The following is a 25723-nucleotide window of genomic DNA, read 5'->3' on the forward strand; positions in this document are numbered from 1 at the left end:
AATGAGTACATCCATATTAGCACAAAATCTTAAAGGATCTGAAATAATCAAAATAGCTGGCGAAATCAACGAACTGAAACGTCAGGGCCAACAGATCGCGAACCTCACCATTGGTGATTTTGATTCAGGGATATTTCCTATTCCGGAGGCCTTAACAGCTGAAATAAAAGCTGCTTACGATGCGCATCAAACCAATTATCCACCAGCCGATGGAATTCTGGATTTAAGAGAAAGTGTCAGCGCTTTTATGAAAGAGCGTCACAACCTGAATTTGACAACCAACGAGATTTTAATATCCAGCGGCTCGCGGCCGATTATTTACGCTACATACCTTGCTTTGGTCGACCCGGGCGATAAGGTTGTATTTCCGGCTCCTTCCTGGAACAACAATCATTACTGCGATTTGACGGGCGCAAACGGAGTTGCTGTTCCAACTAAAGCAGAGAACAATTTTATGCCGTCAGCTGATGACCTTCGTCCACATCTTAAAGGAGCAACTTTGATTGCCTTATGTTCGCCGTTAAATCCAACCGGAACCATGTTTTCGAAAAAGGACCTGGAAGAGATTTGTGATCTGGTTATTGAAGAGAACAAAAGCCGTAAAGCCGGCGAGAAACCTTTGTATATTCTATACGATCAGATATACGCCATGTTAACTTTTGGCTCGCATACGCACTTTGATCCGGTTTCACTTCGACCCGAATTGAAAGAGTATGTTGTTTATATTGACGGCGCTTCCAAATGCTTTGCAGCAACAGGAGTACGTGTGGGTTGGGGTTTCGGACCTGAAAAGGTAATTAATGCCATGCGTTCTATCGTTGGCCATATGGGTGCATGGGCTCCGAAAGCAGAGCAGGTTGCCATGGCAAAATATCTTAAGAATAACCCGGAAGTAAATTCGTTCCTGAACAGCTTTAAGGAAAGAATCCAGAAGAGCTTAAATGCGCTGTATGCCGGGTTTCAGTCGCTGAAATCAGAAGGATTTAATGTAGATGCCATTGAACCGATGGGAGCGATCTACCTGACATTAAAGATTGATGTAGCCGGTAAAACCACCCCCGACGGACAAACTTTAAAAGACAGCGCTGATATTAACTTTTACTTAATTAAGAACGCAAAGGCTGCTTTCGTACCTTTTTCCGCATTTGAAACAGGACACGAAGTAAGCTGGTTCAGAGCTTCGGTAGGAGCCTGTTCTTTAGAAGATATTGAAAAGATGATTCCAAGAATCAAGGAAGCTTTGGCAGGACTGAAGTAATTACTAGCTTCTCCTGATTATTTTTAAATTTATATTAATTAATGGGAAAGCTTCTGATTCTTGCAAAATACATCTTCCTGATATACGGGTCTGATATTTATGAAATAAGAAAACATATACATGTTACCTATTCTTATCGGGGATTTAAAAGATCTTGTAAGTTTTGGCTGGAGCCCTTAATTGAATTAGATAAGAATAAAAAAGGCGATTTTTCAGATAAAGAATTACTGGAAATCGAAAATTTAATAATGGAGCATAAAGAACTTTTGTTGAAACAATTGGAACTGTTTTATAGTAATCAATCAGTAAAGGCAATCCGGAAATGAGAACAGCATTAAAAGCGGTAGAGATAAAAGATGTTCAGTTTATAGGAAGCAGTGCCATGTTGCTGGCACTATCTAATGACCGCACTTTTATTATTCCTTTAGAGAAATTTGAAGATATAGCCGGTTTAACTCCAGAGGAACAGAAGAACTTTGAAATTATCGATGGTGATAATCTGACTTTCCTTGCTATTGATGAAATTTATAATCTTCATCAGCTTATCGGTATTTAGTTTTTAGCGAATCTTTCCCTACGCCGCCGTAGAAATATGCTTCACCAAACTTCTCTTGGCCAACGGCAGTAAAGTCTGCTCCAGTGGAAATCTTATATCACTTTCCACATGATAAACAGCCGGATTAGGAAGTTCCCTGCGGGTATGAATCAGTTCTTTTCGGATAGCTTCAGGAGTATAGATAAAATTACGTTCGAAGTTGCTAACAAAGTGGGTGTTAATGCCGCGGTATTTTTCGTCCTTATTTTCAAATATGGTTACCTGATATTGATAAACATTGGTCCCGCGTTCATCACCGTTTCTTAATAAAAGATATCCATGATACGGATAAAGCGGAACTACTCCAATGGCTTCAATTCTCAAACGGCTTTCAACAAAATCATAGATCTCTTTTCCTTCCTGCAGCGCCGGATCCATCTTATTTAGCGAATAAGAAATAATATGTTCTATCTCCTGCATCAGCACATCATCCTCAATCATTTTCTGGTAAGTAAGCTTAACAGCTTCAATATCTGCATGTGTTAAACGCTCTGGAAATGTTTTTTGAATTCCTGATTTGTTTTCTTTAAACTTCAGCAGATTGTTATAATGAAAAATCAGGTCGTTCAGATCGGGATAGAGCTTGTGCTTATGAAAGTGTGCGTTTATCTGCTGAAGGTAATCCAGTAAAATGTACTTTTTATGTTCGAAATCAACAGATCCCTCAATAAACCAGTTTACACTTAATGACTTCATAAATCCTCCTTTTGAGAATACAATAAATAAAGAAAAAAGATCAAATTTGCAACAATGGCTTTTGGATCCTTGTTTTTAATTCCAGTTCCTCTTGCTGAAGGGACTTCTGCACAAACTATTCCTGCTTACAATACAGAAGTAGTAAACAGCATAAAAACATACATCGTAGAAAATGAAAAAACAGCCCGGCGCTGGCTAAAAGAGATGGGATTGCAAACTCCACAGAACGAGCTTACAATTTTACCGTACGGCAAACATTCAGACAAAACGGATCTTTCTGCTTATCTGAAAGCTCTTTTATCAGGTGAAAATGTGGGGCTAATGAGCGAAGCCGGTTGTCCGGGAGTTGCAGATCCGGGTTCGGAAATTGTAGCCTTAGCACACGAGCATGGAATAAAAGTACAGCCTCTTATCGGACCAAGTTCCATTCTGCTGGCCTTAATGGCTTCGGGATTTAACGGACAAAGTTTTACTTTTCATGGCTACTTGCCTATTGATAAATCGCAACGGACAAAACGTTTGAAAGAACTCGAAAATTTATCTGAAAGATTTAATCAAACTCAGATTTTCATTGAAACTCCTTTTCGCAACAACCAACTCCTGGAAGAAATAGTACGTTCATGCCAGTCAAAAACTCATTTGTGCGTTGCTTGCAATATTACAGCTAAAGAGGAACAAATAAAGACCCATACCATTGAACAATGGCGAAAAATAAAAGTTGATCTTCATAAGAAGCCCACGATTTTCCTTCTCTGTAAATGAAGTTTCCGGTTACAGCAAGCGTACTAATAGCAGGAGCTGGCCCTTCTGGCTTAATGATGGCAGCTCAGTTATTGCGCTATGGTATTCAACCTGTAATTATTGATTCAAAAACTGCACCTAGTCAGCATTCAAAAGCATTGGCGATCCAGGCGAGATCTATGGAGATTTTCAGCCAGATGGGAATTGCTGAGAGCTTTATGAGCGAAGGAAACACGGCTAAGAATTTTGTTTTACAGGAGGGTGAAGACGAAATAGCAAGGATAGATCTTTCAACCATAGGTGCAGGAAAAACTCCCTTTCCGTTTGTTCTCATTCTGGAGCAGAATAAAACTGAACGTATTTTGCTTGATTACCTCACTAAAAATGCCTGCCCGGTTTTCTGGAACTGCTCATTAACTACAATTGATCAGCATGCAGAAGAAACCATTGTTACTGTTAATTGCAATGGTAAAAACCAAACAATAAGCTGTGATTGGATGATAGCAGCCGACGGAGCACACAGCACAGTCCGAAAGAAATTAACCATTCCTTTTACCGGAGGAACTTACGAACAAAAATTTTTCCTGGCAGATTTAGTTATACAGCAAAGATTAAACAGCAATGCCATCCGGTTATTCCTAAAAGAAGAAGGTTTTACCGGTTTATTCCCTTTGCAAAATAATACGGTTCGTTTTATCGGAGTGCTCCCTAAAACTTTGAGAGAGCGAGAGAATTTACGTTTTGAAGATATTAAACCTTATCTCACGTACTCTCTTGATTTTCCTTTGGAGGAGGATAAATGCAGTTGGTTTGCTACGTATCAGCTTCATCATCGGATGGCTGCACAGTTTAAAATGCAACGTTGTTTTTTAATTGGTGATGCAGCCCATATTCATTCCCCTGCAGGTGGGCAAGGAATGAATACAGGTTTGCAGGATGCATATAATCTTGCGTGGAAGATTGCCGGTGTTATAAATAAAGAATTTGATCCGGCTATCTTAAATACTTATGCTGAAGAACGAATTCCGGTAGCCCGAAAGCTATTAAAAACAACCGACCGGCTATTTTCTCTTGCAGTAGCACAAAGCTGGTTTATGAAAATTGCAAGAAGATTTATCCTTCCGTTATTGGTAAAACGAATATGGAAAGGAGAACGAATTACTGAAAGAATATTTTCACTAATATCCCAAACTGGTATTAGCTATCGCGACAGCAAACTCTCCGTTCATCATAGTTTGGCTACAGGATATCAGGCAGGAGACCGGCTACCCTATATTAAATTTTACGACGAAAAATTAAAAGAGGAAACAGATTTACATGCTTGGTGCAATAAGACCGGTTTTACATTGATAGTAATCGGCAAACTATCTGAAAGAGATATTTTAGCTTTGGCGAAATGGATTAAACAAAGCTATGTTTTCACATTAAATTTTTATTATTTACCCTATTCAAAAAGAAATCAGTCAGTATTTGATTCTTTTGAAATAAGAAAAAACGGGAAAAAAGCAATTATAGTCCGCCCCGATCTGCATATAGGTTATATGAACGATATTGTAGATATTGAACTGATTGACGGGTATTTTAAGGAGATTCTTTGAAGCAAGTACTCTATAGTAATTACCAGATTTGCTTTTAATTTAATTTATATGGGGCAATCAGGTGAAATTCCGGAATATGAACTTTAAATGCTTCGTCATCAACCAAACGCTTCATCGTGTAAGTGCCTTTCATGCTGCCTATATCCGTTTTCAAATTGCAGCCTGAAACATATTCATGGCTATTGCCCGGTTCTATAACCGGCTGCTGTCCTACCACTCCTTCTCCTTCCACTTCGCGATGAGATCCGTTTGAATCAAAAATCTGCCAATAGCGTGTTAATAACTGTACACTGTAATCTGTCAGGTTTTCAATGCTTATTTTGTATGCGAACATGAAATGCTCGTTGGCAGGATTAGAATATTCAGGCTGATAAATAGTTTCGACAGAAACTTTAACTCCCTCTGTAATTTGTGTTATCATTGCCGTTCTTAATCTACGTAAATATAAATTCCTAATCCCAAAAATCAAACCAAAACATTCTCAAAGTTCTCTTTGATTTCCTCTAGAACTTCCCTTATTGCATCGAGATTTTCCAGCGATACCAGTTTCATCCGGTAATCCTTAAAATTTGGAATCCCTTTAAAATAATTCGAATAATGCCTGCGCATCTCAAACACGCCGGTTTTAGCCCCCTTCCATTCAATCGATTTAAGCAAATGGGTTAAACAAACCTCTACACGTTCATTAATGGTTGGCCCGTTTAAAATTTCACCTGTTTTGAAAAAATGTTTTATTTCCCTGAAAATCCACGGATAGCCAATAGCAGCCCGGCCGATCATAATTCCGTCCACTTCATATTCCATCCGCCAATTGGCAGCTTTTTCTACACTATCCACATCACCATTCCCAAAAATGGGGATTTTAATCCTCGGGTTCCTTTTTATCTGCCTTATAAGCGTCCAGTCGGCCTGTCCCTTATACATTTGTGCCCGAGTGCGTCCATGGATGGTGAGTGCCTTTATGCCTACATCCTGTAACCTTTCGGCAACTTCGTACACGTTTTTTGTAGTATCATCCCAGCCCAGTCGTGTTTTTACAGTTACCGGTAAATGCGTGGCTTCTACAACGGCTTTTGTCATTGCCACCATTTTATCTATATCCTGCAGCAAGCTTGCACCAGCGCCACGGCAGGCTACATTTTTCACCGGGCAACCGTAGTTAATATCTATCAGATCAGGATTTACTCTTGAAGCTATCTCAGTAGCTTCCTTCATAGAGTCAATATTACTTCCAAATATCTGGATACCTATCGGACGCTCGTATTCGAAAATGTCAAGCTTCTGTACACTTTTGGCAGCATCACGAATTAATCCTTCAGATGAGATGAACTCCGTGTACATCATATCCACGCCGTTTTGTTTGCAAACAAAACGAAAAGGCGGATCGCTGACGTCTTCCATCGGAGCAAGTAAGAGTGGAAAATCCCCTAAATCTATATTTCCTATGCGAATACCCATTTCTAACTCAACAAAACTATCTTTGCATAATTGCGGAGTAACAAAATTACAAATAAAATTATGCCCGGCCACATTTCAAATGAAAGACAACCGATAGTTTCGCTGATTTACCTTCTTTTACTGGTGCTGGCCGGAATAATTATCTCATCGCTGATTGCGGTTATTTCCGGGATTCTTATTTTTTTAGGACCACAGGGCCTGATGCAACTGATTTCCGGCCTGGATCTTGAAAACATTAATTTCCTGAAATATGTACAAATAATTTCTGCTGTAGGTACTTTTATTATCCCTGCGTTAATTTTTGGACGTTTAGAAAATACCGATCCGCTAACTTATTTTGGTTTCCGCAAGCAGATTAAACCTCTCCTGTTTATTCTGGCTGTTGCGGTAATGATAGCTAGCACACCCTTTCTGGAAGGAGTTATCCTCTTAAATAAAGAAATGCACCTTCCGGAAGCCTTTCAAACGGTTGAAAGGTGGATGAAGCAAAAAGAGGATGATCTTGCCAAATTAACTATGCAACTGCTTTCGATGAAAACGGCAGCAGAATTTGCAATTAATCTGTTCATGATCGCCATAATTCCGGCTATAGGAGAAGAATTATTTTTTCGCGGCTGTTTGCAAAAGGTTTTTATCCGGATATTTAAAAATTATCATACCGCCATCTGGATTACAGCAATTGTTTTCAGTGCCATTCATTTGCAGTTTTATGGTTTCTTCCCCCGAATGCTGCTTGGAGCCTTGTTCGGTTACCTGTATGTATGGACAGGCAATATCGGGATTCCGATCCTGGCTCATTTTATAAATAACGCATCTGCCGTAATTTCTGCCTATTTTTACCAGCAAAAGGGTTTATCTTTAGATAAAATCAATGAGGAAACTTATAACGGAAATCTTTTAATCTACATGGCCAGCTTCGTGTTAACTGCCGTCCTATTATTCCTGGTTTATAAAATAGCGCAACCCAAAATAAAAGAAAGCCCCTTATAGTATGGAGAACGATTGGGTTAAAATCTATTCCTCTAATGACTTCTTTAAATCTGAATTAGTACGGCAGGTACTTGTAGATAACCAGATAGAAGCGGTTTTAGTAAACAAACAGGGCTTTCCTTATAATATAGGCGATGTAGAAGTTTACATTCATCATACTGATTTTAATAAGGCAATCGAAATAATTATCCGGAACGAACTATAGACATGAAAACAAGAGCAATCACAGGATTTTTCTTTGTGCTGGTGATGCTGGCTTCCGTACTAACGGGAGCATATACCTTCAGCTTTTTTTATTTAATAATTGGATTGTTGTGTTTAATTGAATTTTATAAGCTTGTAAAGCAGGAAAATGTTAACCCTGGCCGGATATCAGGTTTACTGCTTGCCCTGGCAATTTATTTACCGATAAGCCTGCATTTTTTAACAGGAACATCGCTGGTAAATATAGTGGTAGCAGTTCCGTTTGTATCTGCCGTATTTATTGCAGAACTTTATTTCAAAGCACCCAAACCATTTCACAATATTGCTTATACATTCCTCGGAATAATTTTTTCATTTATTCCTTTTTGTTTCTTTCAGGCTCTTGGCTTTACAGTAGGTATATATAACTTTCATTTTCCCCTATCATTTTTATTACTGTTGTGGGCAAACGATACAGGTGCTTATTTGTTTGGAGTTAAATTTGGCAAAAACAAGCTTTTCGAAAGGCATTCTCCGAAAAAATCATGGGAAGGCTTTTTCGGTGGTATGATAACAAGTCTTTTAGTTGCATTTATCCTGGGCACTCAGTTTACAGATATTCCTCTTGTTCACTGGGCGGTTATTTCCCTGATAATAGTAATTACAGGAACTTTGGGTGATCTGATAGAATCTATGCTAAAAAGAAGTTTAAATGCAAAAGACTCGGGAAGTCTACTGCCAGGGCACGGAGGCGTTCTCGACAGATTTGACGGTTTACTCCTCTCTGCCCCGCTTGTTTTTGTATATTTATATTTGGTTCAAATTTGGTAAATTAAGCTATGGCAAACGGATCTCCGGAAAGTGAAAACGAAATAAAACACGAACTTCTTATAAAGAAAGACAAGTCATTGCTTTATATGCTTATCGTTCTGTTAGGTATAATTTTTATTATGGGATACCTCACTTTGTTTGTTGAGGATCCATGGAAATTTATGCACAAAAAAGAAGTTCCTGTAACCGTAACTGAAGAACCTGCCAAATCGCTTGATGAGAGTTCTTCCATGAACGATGAAGAAGTAAGACAATCGCTGGTAAAATTTATTGAAGCCTTTTATTACGATCAGAAAAGAGGATATTTTGACCCGCCAAGCTATTTTACACCCATTACAAATACGTTTTACAACTACCACAATCTTACCTACGAACGTTTAAAAGAACTTTATTGGAAAAGAATGGAAGATATGGAGAATTTTAAACGTAACTGGATTGTTTCTTCCCTTGAATTTGAACGCCGAGATTCTAAACTGGTTGCAACTTACTGGGCAAAAGAAAGTTTTTTTAAGCCCTCTTTAAATGAGGATCATACAAGGCATATAAAGTATGAAATGATTATTGATGAAAGCGGTAAAATCAGTTCATTGAAAGATATTGAAATAAAAAACCTGGAAATAGTAAAACATAGCCCTGACTCAACTGCCGTGGGAGAGATGTTGAATCAGGATGTAAATTCTGCCGGTAGTTCAACCAACCAGATCTATGATTACAGCGTGGTTGAGGTAGTTCCGGAATTTCAGGGAGGACAGAAAGAATGGCAAAAGTTTATCAGTTCCAATTTGCATTACCCCTTAGCTGCAAAAACCAAAAATGTACAGGGCAAAGTAATTGTATCTTTTATTGTTGATAAAGATGGTTCTATCAGAGATGTGAAACTTCGTCAGGGAATTGGAAGCGGCTGCGATGAAGAGGCAATCCGAATCGTTCGATCTTCACCTCCATGGAAACCCGGAATGGTAAAAGGAGCACCCGTTAGTACCTATTGCGTTTTACCTATTACTTTTCAGCTGTCCACGCAGTAGCTTATGAAATTAATTCAGGTTCTGCAATCTGTTGCAAAATTTCAATAGCCTGGTTTATTGTAAATACATTATCAAACGCTATCCGTAATGTATTTTTAACTTCTTTCATATTACAGGCCCAGGGGTTTTGCTGTACATACTGCAACACCCTGCTAAATTGATCACTCTCAAAATAGGGTGATTGTTTATTGGCGATAAAATAGCCTTTCAGTGAATTTTTCTTTAAAGAAATCTTTTCAAAACCAATGGCTTTTCCCAGCCACTGAAGTCGCAGTGTATTTAATAGCTCGGTTACCTGCCGGGGAACAGGGCCAAAACGGTCTTCAAGCTCTTTTGCAAAATTTTCCAGCTGTGTTTCATTTTCAAGCTTTGATAGTTCTGTATATAAATTATACCGTTCGGTTATGTTTGTAACGTAACTATCCGGAATCAGTACTTCAAGGTCAGTATCTACTTGAGTAAAAGGAATAAACGGCCGTGGCTTTTCATCCTTGAACAAGTCTTTAAACTCGTCGTCCTTAAGCTCCTGGATGGCTTCATCCAGAATTTTATGATACATTTCAAAACCTATCTCTGCGATAAATCCGCTCTGCTCGGCGCCAAGCAAATTTCCGCTTCCGCGGATATCTAAATCCCGCATTGCAACGTTGAAACCACTTCCAAGATCAGAAAACTCTTCAATTGCACTCAGTCTTTTGCGAGCTTCGGGAGTTAATGTTGAAAGCGGCGGACTAAGAAGATAACAGAAAGCTTTTTTATTTGATCGCCCAACTCTTCCACGCATCTGGTGCAGATCACTTAACCCGAACATGTGAGCATGATTTATTATAATGGTGTTTGCGTTTGGAATATCAAGGCCCGCTTCAATTATGGTTGTGGCAACCAATACATCTGCTTCCCCGTTAATAAATTTCAGCATTACGTCTTCAAGAGCGTCACCTTCAAGCTGACCGTGGGCAATTCCAATCCTCGCCTTTGGAACCAGTTTCTGTATCATCCCCCCTAATTGGGGTAAATCCTGCACACGGTTATGAATAAAAAATATTTGCCCGCCCCTGTTTATTTCAAACTCTACGGCTTCTTTTATCAGCTTTTCATTGAATACATGCAACTCTGTAACCACTGGCTGCCTGTTTGGCGGAGGTGTTGATATAATGGATAAATCACGGGCGCCCATCAAAGAAAAATGCAGCGTTCGCGGAATTGGCGTTGCAGTAAGTGTAAGGGAATCTACATTGGCTCTTAGTTGTTTTAATTTTTCTTTTACGCCAACACCAAATTTCTGCTCTTCGTCGATGATCAGTAAACCCAGGTCCTTAAACTTTACATCCTTGCTAACCAGCCGGTGAGTACCAATAATGATATCCACTTTTCCCTCGGCAAGTTTTTGAAGTGTTTCTTTTACTTGCTTGCTCGATTTAAACCGGTTGATATAATCAATATTGCATGGAAAATCTTTTAAACGCGAACTGAAAGTTTTATAATGCTGCAATGCCAAAATGGTTGTTGGCACCAGCACCGCAACTTGTTTACTGTCTGCCACCGCTTTAAATGCAGCTCTGATCGCGATTTCTGTTTTTCCGAAACCCACATCACCGCAAACAAGCCTGTCCATTGGATGCGGAGATTCCATATCTTTTTTTACATCCGCAGTAGCTTTTTCCTGATCGGGAGTATCTTCATAAATAAAAGAAGCTTCCAGTTCTGTTTGAAGATAAGTGTCGGGATGAAAGGCATTGCCGGTTTGTGATTTTCTGACTGCATACAGTTTGATCAGGTCGCGGGCGATGTCTTTAACTTTTTTTTTAGTCGTTTTTTTAAGCTTTTCCCAGGTATCGGTTCCAAGCTTGTTCATTTTCGGAATCGTCCCTTCTTTTCCCGAATATTTAGATATCCGGTTTAAGGAGTTGATGTTGACATATAACAGATCATTATCCGCATAAATAAGCCGGATCATTTCCTGTGTCTTTCCATTCACCTCTACCTTTTCCAGTCCCGCATATTTTCCTATTCCATGATCAATGTGAGTAATATAATCTCCTGGCTTTAGCTCCCGAAGTTCTTTCAACGTTATTGCCTGCGAGCGGGCATACCCCTTTTTTAACTTGTATTTATAATACCGGTCAAATATCTGATGATCGGTATAGCAAGCCAGCTTCTGTTCGTAGTCTACAAACCCTTCGCGTAAGGAAACGTTTACAGGGGTAAATTTTACTGTTTTGTCAATATCTTCAAAAATGGTGTACAGCCTTTCCGACTGCTTCACAGAATCTGTAAAAATCAGGTTTTGAATTTTTTCGGATTCATTCTGTTTGATATTATGGATCAGCAGATTGAAATCTTTATTAAAAGAAGGCTGTGGCCGGGTATCAAATGTTATGGTGCTTTGCGCCTGGTAAAAATATTGCTTTCCAAATTCAATTACCGGAAAATCGCGAAGTTGGTCGGCAATAAGCTTCTCGTCTGTAAAATTGAACTTCGGATCAATCCATTCCGGGTTTTTCTGACGTTCATCTGCAGGTAAGGCCCGCCATAACTCTGTCGATTTTTTATACCCGTCTTTTACAATATCCAGTGTAAACTGAACATCTTTAAACCAAACAACGGTGTCTTTATCTACATACTCGAGCAGGGAAATATTATGATCAGTTAAAAACTTAGACTGAACATTAGGAACAATGGTAATGCTTTTAACCTGTTCTACCGATAGCTGGTCCTCTATTTCAAACGTTCGGATGTTTTCTATAAAATCGCCAAAAAATTCTACCCGGTACGGCAGGTCATGTGAAAAGGAGAAGATGTCCACTATTCCGCCCCGAATAGAGAACTGGCCGGGTTCATACACAAAATCTACCCGTTCAAAATCGTATTCTATTAAAAATTCATTAATAAACTCAATGCTCAGTTTTGCCCCGGTAGCAATTTCAAGTGTATTTTTTTCCAGAGCATCGCGGTTTATTACCCGTTCTGCAAGTGCTTCCGGGTAGGTTACTATCAATTTACCGAATTCAGAAGCATGAATAAGTTCGTTCAGAACTTCAGCCCTTTGCAACACATTGCTACTATCTGTTTGTGTAAAATCAAAGGATTTTCTGTAAGAGGAGGGGAAAATAAGCACCTCTGTACCTATCAGACTCTCCAGATCGCTTTGAAAATAAGAAGCTTCCTCCCTGTCGGGCATAATGAAGAGCATATGCCTGTGCTGCAAAAAATACAAAGCTATCGCAGCCATCGCATCGCTTGATCCGATAAGTCCTTTTAAATGAATACGAGGTGCTCTGTCGGAATTTAATGCTTTTGACAGGTTTTCAATCCTCGCATCTTCTTTGTATCTATCTAATATGTCCCTTACGTTCACTCCGGTAAATTCAGTGCAAATATACGGCCTTACAATCAAGTTTTTAAAAATGTATACAATTGACAGTTCACATTTGCTAACCGATTTAATTAATAGTATAGAAAGATTTCGGATAGGCTGGAACAATTTTTATGAAAGGATGTTAAAAAAGCAGTACAAAGCTTAATCTATACACTATGAAAAATGCTATTAAATTTGGAATACTTATTGGCATTGCCAGCGGAATCTGGATTGTTATAATGCACTTTGCGGGTGTTTATAACCGTGCATATCCAATTTCCGACCGGTCCATGTCGAGCAGTATAAACTGGCTTGAATACATTTCCACCTTCATTCCTTTTTTAGGTTTATTTTTTGGGATAAAAAATTTCAGGGACAATATAAACGGGGGGAGAATGGAATTTTTTGAGGGCATTTTTGAAGGGTTCAAGATTTTGGTAATAGGCGGGGTAATTGCCGGCTTTTTTATTGCAGTTTATACCTCGTATGTTAATAACAACATCGGTATGGATTTTATGGGACGCATTGGTTATGCGGGTTTATTTGGAATTTTGTGCACCATAACTATTTCGCTAATTTTGATGAACAGGCAGCGAAATCTATAAATGTTACTTAAACGGCCGTATTTTGAATTAACTTTCTGGTTTACAGCGCTCATACTACTGATAAGTCTGTCTCCTGAAAAAGAACAGCACTTCAGCTTATGTCCCCTGGCTAATCTGGGCACTACCTGGTGTCCGGGCTGCGGGTTAGGAAGGTCCATTTCCAGTTTTCTTCATGGCGATATAAAATCTTCACTCCATTTTCATTGGTTCGGAATTCCTTCTTTATTTATTCTGATACATCGTATATTTATCTTAACGAAAGTATTTTTCAGTAAGTAAACCTAACTATCATGTATCAAAATCCATTTATAAATCTTAAAGGGATGACTCCTCAGGAGTATCAATACCTTCAACAGGCAACACAGGGGCTTAATAATGAACAGCTTCAGCATTTTGTAATGTTTTATTCGGGTAAAAGAAGAGATCCGAGTGAAATTCTGTTATTTACAATTCTTGGTTTTATAATTATTGCCGGTGTGCAGCGTTTCATGATCAATCAGATCGGCATGGGTTTGCTATATTTATTTACAGGCGGACTTTGTTTTATAGGAACCATTGTTGATGCTATAAACCACAAAACACTTGCTTTTGAGTACAATCAGAAAGCTGCATTTGAAAGTGTTCAAATGGTAAAAATGATGTTTCCTGATAAAGGGGAATCAAGCACTGAGTAGATTTTAACATGAATAACGAAACGGGGAAGTATATTATTCTGGCCGGTACTTTTATAGCTATCATTGGAATAATCATTTACTTTTTCCATGATAAATTAAGCTGGATAGGAAACCTGCCGGGAGATATTAAAATAAAAGGAGAAAACTTCCGATTTTATTTCCCTATTACCACTATGCTGCTTTTAAGTTTACTGGTTAACCTTATCATTCGTATTTTCAGGTGGTTTAACTAATTGTTACTTTTACAGGTAAATATACTTGTATGCAACCTCAATTCGGATTAGTTGGAGTATCATTAGTTATAGAAACTATTATAAATATTCTTTTTTGCCTTGCTTTGATCCGGGCACTTAAACAGGTGAAGCCGCAAAATAAAGTAATCAACGAAGGTTCTGTCTGGCTTTATCTTATTCCTGTTTTTAATTTATTCTGGCTTTTTAAAATAGTTAGAGATATGGCTGCTTCACTAAGTAATGAGCTTCTGCATCGCAATTATGAAGTAGAAGAAAAACCAGGCTATAACATTGGCTTTGCAGCTGCGATTATGCCTTTTATAACGTTTGCCTTTATGGTATTTGGCCAAAAGCAGTTTACTATTCAAACGCTTTCATTAATAATAGGCGTTTTAGGAATAATAAGATTAATCCTTTTTATTCAATATTGGGTTAAAATCAACTGGTACAGGAAAGTGCTGGAGAATGAAAGCAAAGCAGATACTATTGAAGAATAACGATGAAGATACGAGAGATTACTTCTTTACTGGAAACTATTGCCCCCTTATCCCTTCAGGAAGATTATGACAACGCCGGCCTGATTACCGGCGATCAAAATACAGAAATTAATGCGGCCCTGATCTCACTGGATTGTACCGAACCGGTAATAGATGAAGCTATTGCAAAAGGATGCGGATTAATCATATCCCATCACCCGATTATATTCAGAGGCTTGAAAAAATTAAACGGCAAAAATTACGTAGAGCGGGTAATCATTAAAGCCATTCAAAATAATATCGCCTTATATGCTATTCATACCAACCTGGATAATATCATTGGCGGAGTAAATTCAAAAATCGCTGAAAAAATTGGTTTGGAAAATAGCACCATTCTTTCTCCGAAACAGGGAATACTCAAAAAACTGGTTACTTTTTGTCCCGTTTCACATGCCGAAAAGGTAAGAAATGCTTTATTCAGCTCCGGGGCAGGAGAGATAGGAAATTATTCTGAATGCAGCTATAATACAGAAGGTTTTGGCACGTTCAAAGCAGGTGAAAATACCCATGCTTATGTTGGCGAAAAAGGCCTCCGGCATCATGAACCTGAAATCAGAATAGAAGCTATTTATCCCGCTTATCTGGAGAGAGCTATTCTTGTTGCACTGCATGAAACACATCCTTACGAAGAAGTCGCCTATGACCTGTACCCATTAACCAATACTTTTTTCCACGTGGGTTCGGGAATTATCGGATCGCTAAATCAGGGAATTTCGGAAACAGAATTCCTCCGGGTGGTAAAAGAAAAACTTGGTGTAAAAGTAATCAGACATACCAGGTTGAGAGAGAAAACCGTTAAAAGAGTAGCCATTTGCGGAGGCTCGGGAAGCTTTCTGTTAAATCATGCCATTAACGCCGGTGCAGATGTATTTATAACGGCAGATTTTAAATACCACGAGTTTTTTGATGCAGACGGAAAGATTATCATCGCAGACGTGGGACATTTTGAGAGTGAGCAATTTACGCAGGAATTATTATTAGAAATAATTCGAAAAAAAATTCCTAATTTTGCACTCCATTTAACAGAACAAAATACAAACCCAATAAATTATTTTATTTAATGGAACAAACTGTAGAACAGAAATTACAAGCCTTATACGACCTTCAGTCAATTCATACACAAATTGATAAGTTGCGTCAGGTGAGAGGAGAACTTCCTATGGAAGTAGCAGATTTAGAGGATGAAGTAGCAGGCCTTGAAACCCGTATTAATAAAATAAAAGCAGAATTGGACGATCTTGAGGATAGCATTGTTACCCGCAAGAATATGATTAAAGAAGCCCAGGCTGCAATTAAAAAATATGAAACTCAGCTTAACGAGGTAAAAAACAATCGCGAATACGACGCAATTTCGAAAGAAATTGAAATTCAGGGATTGGAAATTCAGGTTTGTGAGAAAAAGATTAAAGAACACGGTTTTGAAATAACAAACAAAACTGATATTTACGAAAAGGCCGTTGAAAATTTAGAAGAACGCCGCAGAGACCTGGAAGCCAAAAAAGCTGAACTGGATAATATTACAGCAGAAACTCAGAAAGAGGAAGAAGAACTTAACCAGAAAGCAGAACAGGCCGAAGAAAAAATTGAAGAACGTTTATTAATTGCTTATAAGCGTTTACGTCAAAATGCTAAGAACGGACTTGCCGTTGTAACCATCGAGCGTGATTCATGTTCTGGCTGCTTTAACCAGATTCCGCCTCAGCGCCAGTTAGATATCCGGCAAAGAAAGAAAATCATCGTTTGCGAACATTGCGGTCGTATTTTATTGGACGAAGGTTTTTCAATGGAACATGCAGTTGTGTAATTTAAATTATAAAAATAAGAGCGGCTTAAAAGCCGCTTTTTTTATTTACAGACAATCCTTATTAAAATAAGCCTAACTGTTTACCGGCTGCCGGAGCAAAATGACTAAGCTTTAAGGGACGAAGCGATCTTCCCTGTAGAAAACGATTTACAGATATTCGAAAAAGCTGGTGAATACTTTCAGCAACCTTTCCGTCTCCCCGCATTCGCTTTCCCCACCTGCTGTCATTTAAATTACCACCATGACAGTCGGCTATCCGGTTTAAAACTTTTTCTGCACGGTCAGGATAGGCTTTATGAATCCAATCAGAAAAGATTTCAGCAATTGCTCCGTTTAATCTTACAATAGTAAAAATTGCGGCCGAGATTCCTTCATCAGCTGCTGCTTTAATCAATGATGGAATTTCCTCACTATTTAAACCAGGAATGATTGGAGCCATCATCAGCCTTACAGGGATATTTTCTGAAGCTAAACGGTTAATTACCATTAAACGACTTCTGGCCGTTACTGTACGCGGTTCCATTTTCTGTCTTAAGGTTTCGTTAAGCGAGTTAATAGTAACAGTAACATGCACCAGGTCAAACCTTGAAAGCTCCCGGAGTAAATCCAGGTCACGCAGTACCAGATTATTCTTGCTTATAATGCTTACAGGATGTTTATATTTAAGAAAAACTTCCAGCAACGAACGTGTTATTCTTAACTTTCTTTCTATTGGCTGGTAGCAATCTGTATTTCCCGAGAGCATAATAGGAACAGGTTTATATCCTTTTTTATTGAAAAACTCTTCAAGAAGAGGCGCTGCATTCCTCTTAACAACAATCTTGCGTTCAAAGTCAAGTCCGGCGCTAAATCCCCAGTATTCATGCGCATTACGGGCATAACAATAAATACATCCATGCTCACAACCCTGGTAAGGATTTATCGAATACATAAAAGACAGGTCAGGACTATCAGAAATGCTGACAATTTTCTTAGGGTACTCCTCAAAAATTTGTGTACCCGTGTTTTCAAGTAATTCTTCATCCAGGCCTTCAATATGTTCTGTAATATACCGGTTCTTTAAAAACTTATTATGGGTATTTACCTGAGCACCTCTCCCTTTAAAATATTCTTTATTATCCTCAAATGGCATACGCAAATTTGCTAAAAATATTAGCAAAAACACAAGTAAAACAAGAATTATTTTTTATACCATCTTACCGTTTTTTTGTAAATTAAAGTATGCGAAATTCTCTGCCTTTTATCCTGTTCGCTCTTTTTTTCTCCGCTGCCTGCAGGGTAATTTTAATAAGCGGGTATGACCCTGTTATAGACGAAACATGTACCAAGATTAAACGGGAATTTAACCTTCATTTTATCAAACTTTCCAGAACACTGCAGGATACTAACCCCGATAACCAGCGGTTTGAAAACTTTCAGGATTATTATGACAATGTGGAAACAGATCTTTTAATACTTGAAGACCGGGCAAAATTTCTGGATAATAAATCAGCGCTTGTAAGAAAGCAGATCAGTAACATGGATTCTGCCTTCCATGTTTTTATATCCTTGCATAAAAATGGATTAAAAGATACTCCTGCTGATGACAGAAGAGATATCCGCAACGGAATAAATTCATCAATAGATGCCGTAATAAAGCTGCAGGAAGAATTGAAAACGACTGGAAGATTTAAATCACCGAAATAATTATGGGAACTTTAAATTTCGAAAAGATAATTCAGGAAAGTTCAGCGATATCGAAAGAGATTGTAGGTAAAGCCTGGAAAAACTTAAAACCTTATGCAGAACATGAATTCTGCCAGTTTGCTGAGAATATCGAATTTCTTACTCAGCTAAAAATAAAAAATCAAATTTCAGATGAAGAATTTAAAGCCAGGATAGAAATTCAAAGGCTATCATTAAAAAACGTTCTTCTTGCTATTGAAGGTATTGGATTAATTACAGCGCAGGAAGTTGTAAATGCAGTGATAGGAATTGTATCAAAATTTGTTGAAGAAGCTTTACATATTGCCATTTTAATTTAAGAACTTCATCCCTCAATTAAAAAAACCATTAGCTCTTTGGGACCATGTGCTCCCAGAACCAATGTTTTTTCAATATCGGCAGTACGGCTGGGCCCCGTTATGTTTGAGATCATGGTAGGCAACTGATCCTGGTATTTTTCCTTTAGCTTTTTAAAGCCATCCTTTAAATCCAGTACAAGTTGTGAAGTATAAGCAAGTACAATATGATAGCTTGGATAAATGCTTAACCTTCTTCCCGCCTGATTTCCATTTGATATAAGAATGCTGCCGTTTCTCGCTACCAATGACTCGCAGAGCGTTATTCCTACTTCGGCCTGAAGAAAATCAGTATCAGTGCTATAATACGGAAATTCATAGGTAGTTAATATCTGCTGCAATTTCGGCTCCCAGCAATATATCTTTCTCCAACCTTTTTCATCTGCCAGCGAGAGGAGATTCTCGATAAAATTAATTTCATCCTCACAAAAAATAAATTTTCCTGCTACAGCCGTAAGTTGTTCTGCAAAAAGTATTTCGAGGTAATCATTGTACTCTTCATAAAGAGGAGCTTCCTCCAAATTCGGATACGGATTGTCTCTTTTTTCAAGTAATGCTTTTCTTATTTTTTTAAGCATTCGCTCTTTTGAAGTAGTTTCTTTCATTGGTCCCTCTCTACAGTTGAACAAAAGTCGGTTATCGGGCAAACAGTTCCAAATAATAATAAAAAAGCCCCGATTAACGGGGCTGATAATTATTTTAATTCTTCCGATTTTTCTGTCGGTCGCACTTGTAAAGGTTCGGTAGAATCACCTACCGGCTCAGGATGTATGTTTTCAGCAATAACTCCCTGATCACCGCCTTCACCACCATTTACAAACTCATCATATGTAGTGCGATGTTCAAAAGGACGTTTTCCTAAAATTTCCTCCAGGTCGCTTTGAAACAAAATTTCTTTTTCCAGTAATTTCTGGGCCAATTTTTCCAAGCCTTCTCGTTTATCAGTAAGCAATTGTTTTGTCCTGTCGTAAACATCACTTATCAGGTTTCGGACTTCCTGGTCAATTAACTCTGACGTTTTTTCTGAATACGGGCGGTTAAACTGGTATTCACCCTGCTGATCATTAAAAGAAACATTTCCAACTTTAGGATTCATACCATAGATGGTAACCATTGCATAAGATAATTTGGTAATCCGTTCAAGGTCGTTTTGAGCACCGGTTGAAATTTTTCCAAATACAAGGTCTTCGGCTACCCTTCCACCCATAGTCATGCACATTCCATCAAGTAATTGCTCTGTAGTGTACAAAAACTGTTCTTTTGGAAGATATTGTGCGTAACCCAATGCAGCAACACCGCGGGGAACAATTGACACTTTAACCAGCGGGTCGGCGTGTTCAAGAAACCATCCTGCTATAGCATGCCCGGCTTCATGATAAGCCACAATTCGTTTCTCTTCAGGAGATATGATCTTATTTTTCTTTTCCAGTCCACCAATAACCCTGTCAATAGCATCCTGAAAATCCTGCATATCAACTGCTTCTTTATTTTTACGTGCGGCAATTAACGCTGCTTCGTTACAAACATTAGCAATTTCAGCACCGGCAAAACCCGGTGTTTGAGCAGAAAGTTTTTTAGGATCAACATCCGCAGCGAGCTTTATTGGCGTTAAATGTACTTTAAAAATTTGTTCACGCCCTACTAAATCGGGTTTATCTATGGAGATTTGCCTGTCAAAACGTCCGGGACGAAGTAAGGCTGAGTCTAAAACGTCAGGACGATTGGTAGCGGCCATTATGATAATCCCGGAATCGGTGCCAAAACCATCCATTTCAACAAGAAGTTGGTTCAGCGTGTTTTCACGCTCATCATTACCTCCCACAATACTATTTTTTCCACGGGCACGCCCAATGGCATCAATCTCATCAATAAAGATGATACACGGAGCTTTATCTTTAGCCTGACGAAAAAGGTCGCGGACACGTGACGCACCCACACCAACAAACATTTCAACAAAATCAGATCCTGACAAGGAGAAGAAAGGTACTTGTGCTTCGCCTGCCACAGCTTTTGCAAGCAATGTTTTACCTGTTCCGGGAGAGCCTACCAAAAGAGCTCCTTTAGGAATCTTACCTCCCAGGTTGGTGTATTTTTTAGGATTTTTCAGGAAATCAACTATTTCCATTACTTCCTGTTTGGCTTCTTCCAATCCGGCTACGTCATCAAACGTGACGTTTACCTGCGATTCTTTATCAAATAAAGTAGCTTTAGATTTACCGATATTAAATATCTGGCCACCGGCACCGCCACCGGCACCGCCGCCCATCCGGCGCATAATGAAAACCCAAAAGCCGATAAGCAGTAACACTGGCAAGATAAATGACATAAACCAGCCAGCCCAGGGGCTTTCTCTTGATTCTATATTAAGGGCAGGACGCTGATCCACCGGCATATTCTTTTCCGCATCTTTTAATTTGGCCTGCAATGCATCAAATGAAGCATCTGTAAATTTATACTGCGGACTTTCTGAAGACAGATTAAAATTGTCCTGGCTTCTTACATCCTTGTATTTAGGCTGGGTTAACCTGTCTTTCTTTATGTAAACCTCAACTGTTACGAGGTCGTTGTTTTTATATGCAACAAGCTTGTCCACATCACCGGGAACAAGCATTTGCGTTTCAAACTGCTGATAATTAATTGATTTCGCGTTTGTACCGCTAAACAGGTATTGTACTGCAAACAGGCCGATTATAATGGCGGCATACAGCCACATAATATTAAACCTTGGCGGTTTAGGTACAATTTTTTTACCAGTAATCTTTTTTATCGATTTTCTTTTTTCTGGTTTAGTATCTTTCATCTTAAGTTATTCCAACTAAAGTAAATTGTTAATTTAAAACAGATTAAGCACTTTTATAGTACTTCATTTCTGCGTCTCCCCACAACTCCTCAATGCCATAATATTGCCGTTTATCTGTTTTAAAGATGTGCACTACAACATCAATATAATCCAGGATAACCCACTCTGCATGTTGAAGGCCTTCAACCCGAACGGGGTCTAATTCCATTGCTTTATAAACTTCGTGTTCAATACTGGATGCTATAGCTTTTATCTGAGTGGATGATTCAGCATGGCAAACCACAAAGTAATCTGCAACTGAACTGTGTATATTTCTGAGATCTAATCTTACTATTTCATTGCCTTTTTTTTCCTGAATGCCGTGAATTACCAATTCGGAGATTAAGGCAGATTCATTAATTACTTTGTTTTTTACCATTAAAAAAATTTAGTTTTGAAAAATTTTTTAGCTCTTCTCTACTTTGCAAAATAACACTTTTTCCGGATTATTTGTTGGACAAAATTTAGTGCATTTACCCCGTGTAGATTCCACCAATAATTATTTAAAATATCGATTGTCAAATTCTGAGCCATTACCCGAAGGTACTGTAATATTGGCAGATGAGCAATATGCGGGACGTGGGCAAATAAATAACAACTGGCTTTCTGAACCCGGCAAAAATTTAACCTTTTCAATCCTTTTTACTCCTTCTTTTATTCCCCCTCAACAGCAGTTCTTATTAAATAAAGTGATAAGTATCGGTATTAACGATGCATTATGTAAAATTATTGGCGATGACCTGCGTATTAAATGGCCAAATGACATTTTTATGAAAAATAAAAAGTTAGGTGGCGTTTTAATTGAAAATATAGTTCAAGGCAGCCGCTGGAAATATGCAATAGCGGGAATCGGCATCAATGTTAATCAGGCAGTTTTTCCTGAAACTATCCAAAACGTTACCTCAATTTCCCAAATCTTACAAAGGGATTATGATTTAAAAACATTATTAGGAGACCTTTGCAAGGCAATTGAAGTGAGGTATCTGCAACTGAGATCCGGAAAGTTTGATTTACTTCATCAGGAATATGTTGAAAAATTGTACCGGTTTGGTGAAGATCAATTATTTCGGATAGAAGACAAAGAAATTAGCGGGAAAATTATGGATGTTGATGAAGATGGCTCGCTAAAAATCCAATTTGACAATAGTATTCGTAAGTTTGGATTTAAAGAGATAGCCTTTGTAATTTAATTTAAATGAAAAAGTTAATTCTGATATTTAATCTGCTGTTTTGGTCAGCATTTGCAAATGCACAAATTGAAGATCCGGTTAAATGGGCATTTTCTTCTGAAAAGATAAATGATAAAGAAGTTTACCTGGTTCTTAAAGCAACAATAGAACCCGGCTGGCATGTATATTCTCAATTTATTGAAGAAGGCGGCCCTATTCCAACTTCCTTTAAATTTACCCCGTCAGCTGATTATTCCCTTCTGGGCAGGGTAGCGGAAAGTCCTAAAGCCATTTCGGCTTTTGACAAGAACTTCGACATGCAGATTTCCTGGCATGAAAAGCAGGTAATTTTTAAACAAAAAATAAAACTAAATACAGCAAAAACGTCGGTTAAGGGAGTTTTAGAGTACATGGTATGTAACGATAAACAATGTCTGCCACCTACTGAAGTGGAATTTACTATACCCGTAGCAGTATCTTTAACCAGCCAGGCTGAAAATCCAGTAAAAGCAGCAGAAAAAGCTCCTGCTGTTGCAAGCCCTGTAACTTCTGCAACGCAGCCTTCAATTTCCGATTCTGTTGCAAAACCCGAGACAGATTCTGTAGTAAAAGAGAAAAAACAGGAAAAAATAACTGAGCATACATCAACATCAGATAGTTCGTTCTGGGGAATTTTTATCGCCGGCTTTCTTGGAGGCCTCGCCGCATTTTTCATGCCGTGTATTTATCCTATGATCCCCCTAACCGTTTCATTTTTTACAAAGAAAGCTGGTTCAAGGCAGCGTGGAATTTTAAGCGCATTAACCTACGGAATATCAATAATTGTTATTTATGTAGCATTAGGATTGCTTGTTACAGCTATTTTTGGCGCTTCTGCTTTAAACGAGGCGGCCAGCAGCGCTACGTTTAACCTTGTTTTCTTCCTCATTCTTATAGTTTTTGCACTTTCATTTCTAGGAGCTTTTGAAATAACACTTCCATCTTCGCTGGTAAATAAAATGGATGAAAAATCAAATCGCGGGGGGCTGTTAGGCTTGTTTTTTATGGCTTTTACGCTATCGCTCGTTTCTTTCTCCTGCACCGGCCCGATAATAGGAACTCTATTGGTTGATGCGGTAGCAAAAGGGACTTTTCTTGGTCCTGCCTTTGGAATGTTAGGCTTCTCAGCAGCACTTGCAATTCCCTTTACCTTATTTGCAATCTTCCCATCCTGGCTTAAAGAAATGCCAAAGTCAGGCGGTTGGCTAAATTCAGTAAAAGTTTCGCTCGGGTTTATCGAGCTGGCTTTGGCCTTTAAGTTCTTGTCAAATGTCGATCTCGCTTATCATTGGGGAATATTTGACCGCGATATCTTTCTTGTGTTATGGATTGTAATATTTGGAATCCTGGCTTTTTATCTGTTAGGAAAGATCAGGCTTTCGCACGATAAGGAAGTGAGCTCCCTTTCCCTTCCTCGTTTATTTTTTGCTATCGTTACGCTTGCTTTCACCATTTATATGATCCCCGGACTTTGGGGAGCTCCTTTAAAAGCGATAAGCGGATGGCTGCCTCCTCAAGCTACACAAGATTTTGACCTCAATAGCCAAATTTCAACATCGGGGCAGGAAAATAAACAGGTTTCAGAAAAAAAATATTCCAACCTTTTTCATGCTCCCCACGGACTTGATGCTTTTTACGATTACGAACAAGGCTTAGCCTATGCAAAAAAAGTAAACAAGCCTGTAATACTGGACTTTACAGGGTGGAGCTGTACGAACTGCCGTAAAATGGAAGCAAGTGTTTGGTCGGATAAACAGGTACTTGACATATTAAAAAACGACTATGTATTAATATCTCTTTATGTTGATGACAAAACTGAGTTAGCTGAAGATGAAAAATATATTTCTAAATTTAGCGGCCGAAAAATTAAAACGCTGGGTCAGAAGTGGAGCGATTTTCAAGCTTCTGCTTTTAACACCAATTCGCAGCCTTACTATGTACTTGTAGATACAGAAGGCAGGAAGCTGGCAGAACCACAGGCGTTTAATTTGGATATTGAAAATTACGTTAATTTTTTAGACAGCGGAAAAGCAGCTTTTTTAAACAGGTAACATGAGTGACATCAAGAAAATCGGTGTATTTACTTCCGGGGGAGACGCTCCCGGAATGAATGCAGCAATTCGTGCAGTAGTTCGTACTGCATTATATTATAATCTGGAAGTAACGGGAATTATGCGTGGATACGAAGGGATGATTCACGGAGAATTTCTTCCCATGAACAGAAAATCTGTAGCAAACATTATTCAAAGGGGCGGAACTATTCTTAAAACAGCACGTAGCGACGATTTTAGGACCAAAGAAGGCAGAAAGATAGCTTACGAACAGTTAAAACAGAACAACATCGATGCTTTGGTAGCCATAGGTGGCGATGGAACCTTTACTGGTGCCAATATTTTTCTCGACGAATACGATATTCCGGTAGTAGGATTACCTGGCACCATTGACAATGACCTGATGGGTACCGATTTTACAATTGGTTACGATACGGCCATTAATACTGTAATAAACGCAGTAGATAAAATACGCGATACAGCAGAATCCCACGATCGGCTTTTTATAGTGGAAGTAATGGGTCGAGACTCGGGACTTATTGCATTAAGAAGCGGAATAGGAGTAGGAGCCGAAGCCATCCTGATACCGGAAGAAAAAACCGATATAAACGCCCTTTTAACTCGCCTGGAAAACAGCCGGAAAGATAAATCTTCCAAAATAATTATAGTTGCCGAAGGCGATACCGGTACCGGTGCTTTTGAGCTGGCAGAAATCGTAAAAGAAAAGTTTCCTAACATTGATACCAGGCTTTCTATTCTGGGGCATATTCAACGCGGTGGACGACCTACCTGTATGGACAGGGTGTTATCAAGCCGACTCGGTGTTGCGGCAGTAGAAGCACTTCTGGCAGGACATAAAGGTGAGATGATTGGAATAATACACGGTGAAATACAGTACACGCCTTTCAGGAATGCAATCAAACATATTTCTGAGGCAAACCCCGAACTTTTAAAAATTGTAAACATTCTTTCACTTTAAT

General features: G+C 38.7%; 29 protein-coding genes. 21 read left to right on the forward strand and 8 right to left on the reverse strand.

Going from position 1 to position 25723, the window contains the following annotated elements; all coding sequences use genetic code 11:
* Window position 1 precedes the first annotated feature (1 nt).
* The 3 genes from ACLCDL_RS07125 to ACLCDL_RS07135 are packed head-to-tail and all read left to right on the forward strand — an operon-like array spanning window position 2 to window position 1814.
* A complete protein-coding gene (locus tag ACLCDL_RS07125; RefSeq protein ID WP_423147591.1) occupies window positions 2-1258 on the forward strand; it encodes a pyridoxal phosphate-dependent aminotransferase in 1257 nt (418 codons plus the stop codon).
* A gap of 41 nt (window positions 1259-1299) precedes the next feature.
* Window positions 1300-1584 carry a DUF4160 domain-containing protein gene (locus ACLCDL_RS07130; RefSeq protein WP_423147592.1) on the forward strand — a complete coding sequence of 95 codons (285 nt, stop codon included), beginning with the start codon at window positions 1300-1302 and terminating at the stop codon, window positions 1582-1584.
* Window positions 1581-1814 carry a DUF2442 domain-containing protein gene (locus ACLCDL_RS07135; RefSeq protein ID WP_423147593.1) on the forward strand — a complete coding sequence of 78 codons (234 nt, stop codon included), beginning with the start codon at window positions 1581-1583 and terminating at the stop codon, window positions 1812-1814. The genes ACLCDL_RS07130 and ACLCDL_RS07135 overlap by 4 nt, the downstream gene beginning before the upstream one ends.
* Before the next feature lie 18 nt (window positions 1815-1832).
* Here ACLCDL_RS07135 and ACLCDL_RS07140 read toward each other — a convergent pair whose 3' ends face one another.
* Window positions 1833-2549 carry a hypothetical protein gene (locus ACLCDL_RS07140; protein ID WP_423147594.1) on the reverse strand — a complete coding sequence of 239 codons (717 nt, stop codon included), beginning with the start codon at window positions 2547-2549 and terminating at the stop codon, window positions 1833-1835.
* A gap of 54 nt (window positions 2550-2603) precedes the next feature.
* Between ACLCDL_RS07140 and ACLCDL_RS07145 the strand changes: the two genes are divergently transcribed.
* Together ACLCDL_RS07145 and ACLCDL_RS07150 are read left to right on the forward strand one after the other, a co-directional pair.
* On the forward strand, window positions 2604-3311 hold the full coding sequence (locus tag ACLCDL_RS07145; protein ID WP_423147595.1) for an SAM-dependent methyltransferase: 708 nt from the start codon (window positions 2604-2606) through the stop codon (window positions 3309-3311).
* Entirely contained in the window at window positions 3308-4888 is a 1581-nt protein-coding gene (locus tag ACLCDL_RS07150) for an FAD-dependent oxidoreductase (RefSeq protein ID WP_423147596.1), read from the forward strand. The genes ACLCDL_RS07145 and ACLCDL_RS07150 overlap by 4 nt, the downstream gene beginning before the upstream one ends.
* Window positions 4889-4922: 34 nt before the next feature.
* On the opposite strand, the gene apaG is transcribed toward ACLCDL_RS07150, so the two are convergent.
* Window positions 4923-5309 carry a Co2+/Mg2+ efflux protein ApaG gene (gene apaG, locus ACLCDL_RS07155; RefSeq protein WP_423147597.1) on the reverse strand — a complete coding sequence of 129 codons (387 nt, stop codon included), beginning with the start codon at window positions 5307-5309 and terminating at the stop codon, window positions 4923-4925.
* Between the two features lie 44 nt (window positions 5310-5353).
* Complete coding sequence (gene dusB, locus ACLCDL_RS07160; protein ID WP_423147598.1) at window positions 5354-6346, reverse strand: tRNA dihydrouridine synthase DusB; 993 nt, start codon at window positions 6344-6346, stop codon at window positions 5354-5356.
* Window positions 6347-6406: 60 nt separating this feature from the next.
* On the opposite strand from dusB, the gene ACLCDL_RS07165 reads away from it, so the two are divergent.
* From ACLCDL_RS07165 to ACLCDL_RS07180, 4 genes are read left to right on the forward strand one after another with little or no spacing between them, the layout of a single operon-like run.
* Entirely contained in the window at window positions 6407-7336 is a 930-nt protein-coding gene (locus ACLCDL_RS07165; protein WP_423147599.1) for a CPBP family intramembrane glutamic endopeptidase, read from the forward strand.
* Between the two features lies 1 nt (window position 7337).
* Window positions 7338-7541 carry a putative signal transducing protein gene (locus ACLCDL_RS07170; RefSeq protein WP_423147600.1) on the forward strand — a complete coding sequence of 68 codons (204 nt, stop codon included), beginning with the start codon at window positions 7338-7340 and terminating at the stop codon, window positions 7539-7541.
* 2 nt (window positions 7542-7543) lie between these two features.
* The gene (locus ACLCDL_RS07175; protein ID WP_423147601.1) at window positions 7544-8350 is read left to right on the forward strand and encodes a phosphatidate cytidylyltransferase; all 807 of its coding nucleotides are present in this window, start codon (window positions 7544-7546) and stop codon (window positions 8348-8350) included.
* A gap of 8 nt (window positions 8351-8358) precedes the next feature.
* A complete protein-coding gene (locus ACLCDL_RS07180) occupies window positions 8359-9375 on the forward strand; it encodes an energy transducer TonB (RefSeq protein WP_423147602.1) in 1017 nt (338 codons plus the stop codon).
* A 1-nt stretch (window position 9376) separates the two neighbouring features.
* On the opposite strand, the gene mfd is transcribed toward ACLCDL_RS07180, so the two are convergent.
* A complete protein-coding gene (gene mfd / locus ACLCDL_RS07185; RefSeq protein WP_423147603.1) occupies window positions 9377-12733 on the reverse strand; it encodes a transcription-repair coupling factor in 3357 nt (1118 codons plus the stop codon).
* A 176-nt stretch (window positions 12734-12909) separates the two neighbouring features.
* Between mfd and ACLCDL_RS07190 the strand changes: the two genes are divergently transcribed.
* From ACLCDL_RS07190 to ACLCDL_RS07220, 7 genes are read left to right on the forward strand one after another with little or no spacing between them, the layout of a single operon-like run.
* A complete protein-coding gene (locus ACLCDL_RS07190) occupies window positions 12910-13338 on the forward strand; it encodes a DUF4199 domain-containing protein (protein ID WP_423147604.1) in 429 nt (142 codons plus the stop codon).
* A complete protein-coding gene (locus ACLCDL_RS07195) occupies window positions 13339-13617 on the forward strand; it encodes a DUF2752 domain-containing protein (protein WP_423147605.1) in 279 nt (92 codons plus the stop codon).
* 11 nt (window positions 13618-13628) lie between these two features.
* Window positions 13629-14012 (forward strand): TM2 domain-containing protein, encoded by a 384-nt coding sequence (locus tag ACLCDL_RS07200; RefSeq protein ID WP_423147606.1) that lies wholly within the window; start codon window positions 13629-13631, stop codon window positions 14010-14012.
* Window positions 14013-14020: 8 nt separating this feature from the next.
* Window positions 14021-14245: a DUF2905 domain-containing protein gene (locus ACLCDL_RS07205; RefSeq protein ID WP_423147607.1), complete on the forward strand. Its 225-nt coding sequence runs from the start codon at window positions 14021-14023 to the stop codon at window positions 14243-14245.
* Window positions 14246-14274: 29 nt separating this feature from the next.
* A complete protein-coding gene (locus tag ACLCDL_RS07210; RefSeq protein ID WP_423147608.1) occupies window positions 14275-14742 on the forward strand; it encodes a hypothetical protein in 468 nt (155 codons plus the stop codon).
* A gap of 2 nt (window positions 14743-14744) precedes the next feature.
* Entirely contained in the window at window positions 14745-15842 is a 1098-nt protein-coding gene (locus tag ACLCDL_RS07215; RefSeq protein WP_423147609.1) for a Nif3-like dinuclear metal center hexameric protein, read from the forward strand.
* Entirely contained in the window at window positions 15842-16585 is a 744-nt protein-coding gene (locus tag ACLCDL_RS07220) for a zinc ribbon domain-containing protein (protein ID WP_423147610.1), read from the forward strand. The genes ACLCDL_RS07215 and ACLCDL_RS07220 overlap by 1 nt, the downstream gene beginning before the upstream one ends.
* Before the next feature lie 61 nt (window positions 16586-16646).
* On the opposite strand, the gene ACLCDL_RS07225 is transcribed toward ACLCDL_RS07220, so the two are convergent.
* The gene (locus tag ACLCDL_RS07225) at window positions 16647-17717 is read right to left on the reverse strand and encodes a PA0069 family radical SAM protein (RefSeq protein WP_423147611.1); all 1071 of its coding nucleotides are present in this window, start codon (window positions 17715-17717) and stop codon (window positions 16647-16649) included.
* An 89-nt stretch (window positions 17718-17806) separates the two neighbouring features.
* On the opposite strand from ACLCDL_RS07225, the gene ACLCDL_RS07230 reads away from it, so the two are divergent.
* The gene (locus ACLCDL_RS07230) at window positions 17807-18271 is read left to right on the forward strand and encodes a hypothetical protein (RefSeq protein WP_423147612.1); all 465 of its coding nucleotides are present in this window, start codon (window positions 17807-17809) and stop codon (window positions 18269-18271) included.
* 2 nt (window positions 18272-18273) lie between these two features.
* Window positions 18274-18609, forward strand: a complete 336-nt coding sequence (locus ACLCDL_RS07235; protein WP_423147613.1) for a hypothetical protein — start codon at window positions 18274-18276, stop codon at window positions 18607-18609.
* A 5-nt stretch (window positions 18610-18614) separates the two neighbouring features.
* On the opposite strand, the gene ACLCDL_RS07240 is transcribed toward ACLCDL_RS07235, so the two are convergent.
* The 3 genes from ACLCDL_RS07240 to rsfS all read right to left on the reverse strand — a co-directional run bounded on the left by ACLCDL_RS07240 (window position 18615) and on the right by rsfS (window position 21863).
* Window positions 18615-19250, reverse strand: coding sequence for a LutC/YkgG family protein (locus ACLCDL_RS07240; RefSeq protein ID WP_423147614.1), 636 nt, complete (start codon window positions 19248-19250; stop codon window positions 18615-18617).
* Window positions 19251-19339: 89 nt separating this feature from the next.
* Complete coding sequence (ftsH, locus tag ACLCDL_RS07245) at window positions 19340-21445, reverse strand: ATP-dependent zinc metalloprotease FtsH (RefSeq protein WP_423147615.1); 2106 nt, start codon at window positions 21443-21445, stop codon at window positions 19340-19342.
* A 43-nt stretch (window positions 21446-21488) separates the two neighbouring features.
* Complete coding sequence (gene rsfS, locus ACLCDL_RS07250) at window positions 21489-21863, reverse strand: ribosome silencing factor (protein ID WP_423147616.1); 375 nt, start codon at window positions 21861-21863, stop codon at window positions 21489-21491.
* Between the two features lie 88 nt (window positions 21864-21951).
* On the opposite strand from rsfS, the gene ACLCDL_RS07255 reads away from it, so the two are divergent.
* From ACLCDL_RS07255 to pfkA, 3 genes are read left to right on the forward strand one after another with little or no spacing between them, the layout of a single operon-like run.
* Window positions 21952-22674 carry a biotin--[acetyl-CoA-carboxylase] ligase gene (locus tag ACLCDL_RS07255; RefSeq protein WP_423147632.1) on the forward strand — a complete coding sequence of 241 codons (723 nt, stop codon included), beginning with the start codon at window positions 21952-21954 and terminating at the stop codon, window positions 22672-22674.
* 5 nt (window positions 22675-22679) lie between these two features.
* Window positions 22680-24743, forward strand: coding sequence for a protein-disulfide reductase DsbD family protein (locus tag ACLCDL_RS07260; RefSeq protein WP_423147617.1), 2064 nt, complete (start codon window positions 22680-22682; stop codon window positions 24741-24743).
* Window position 24744: 1 nt separating this feature from the next.
* Window positions 24745-25722 (forward strand): 6-phosphofructokinase, encoded by a 978-nt coding sequence (gene pfkA, locus ACLCDL_RS07265; RefSeq protein WP_423147618.1) that lies wholly within the window; start codon window positions 24745-24747, stop codon window positions 25720-25722.
* Window position 25723 lies beyond the last annotated feature (1 nt).

Source organism: Rubrilithobacter danxiaensis, from assembly GCF_047272945.1.
In the GTDB taxonomy this organism is placed as follows: domain Bacteria; phylum Bacteroidota; class Bacteroidia; order Sphingobacteriales; family Sphingobacteriaceae; genus Rubrolithibacter; species Rubrolithibacter danxiaensis.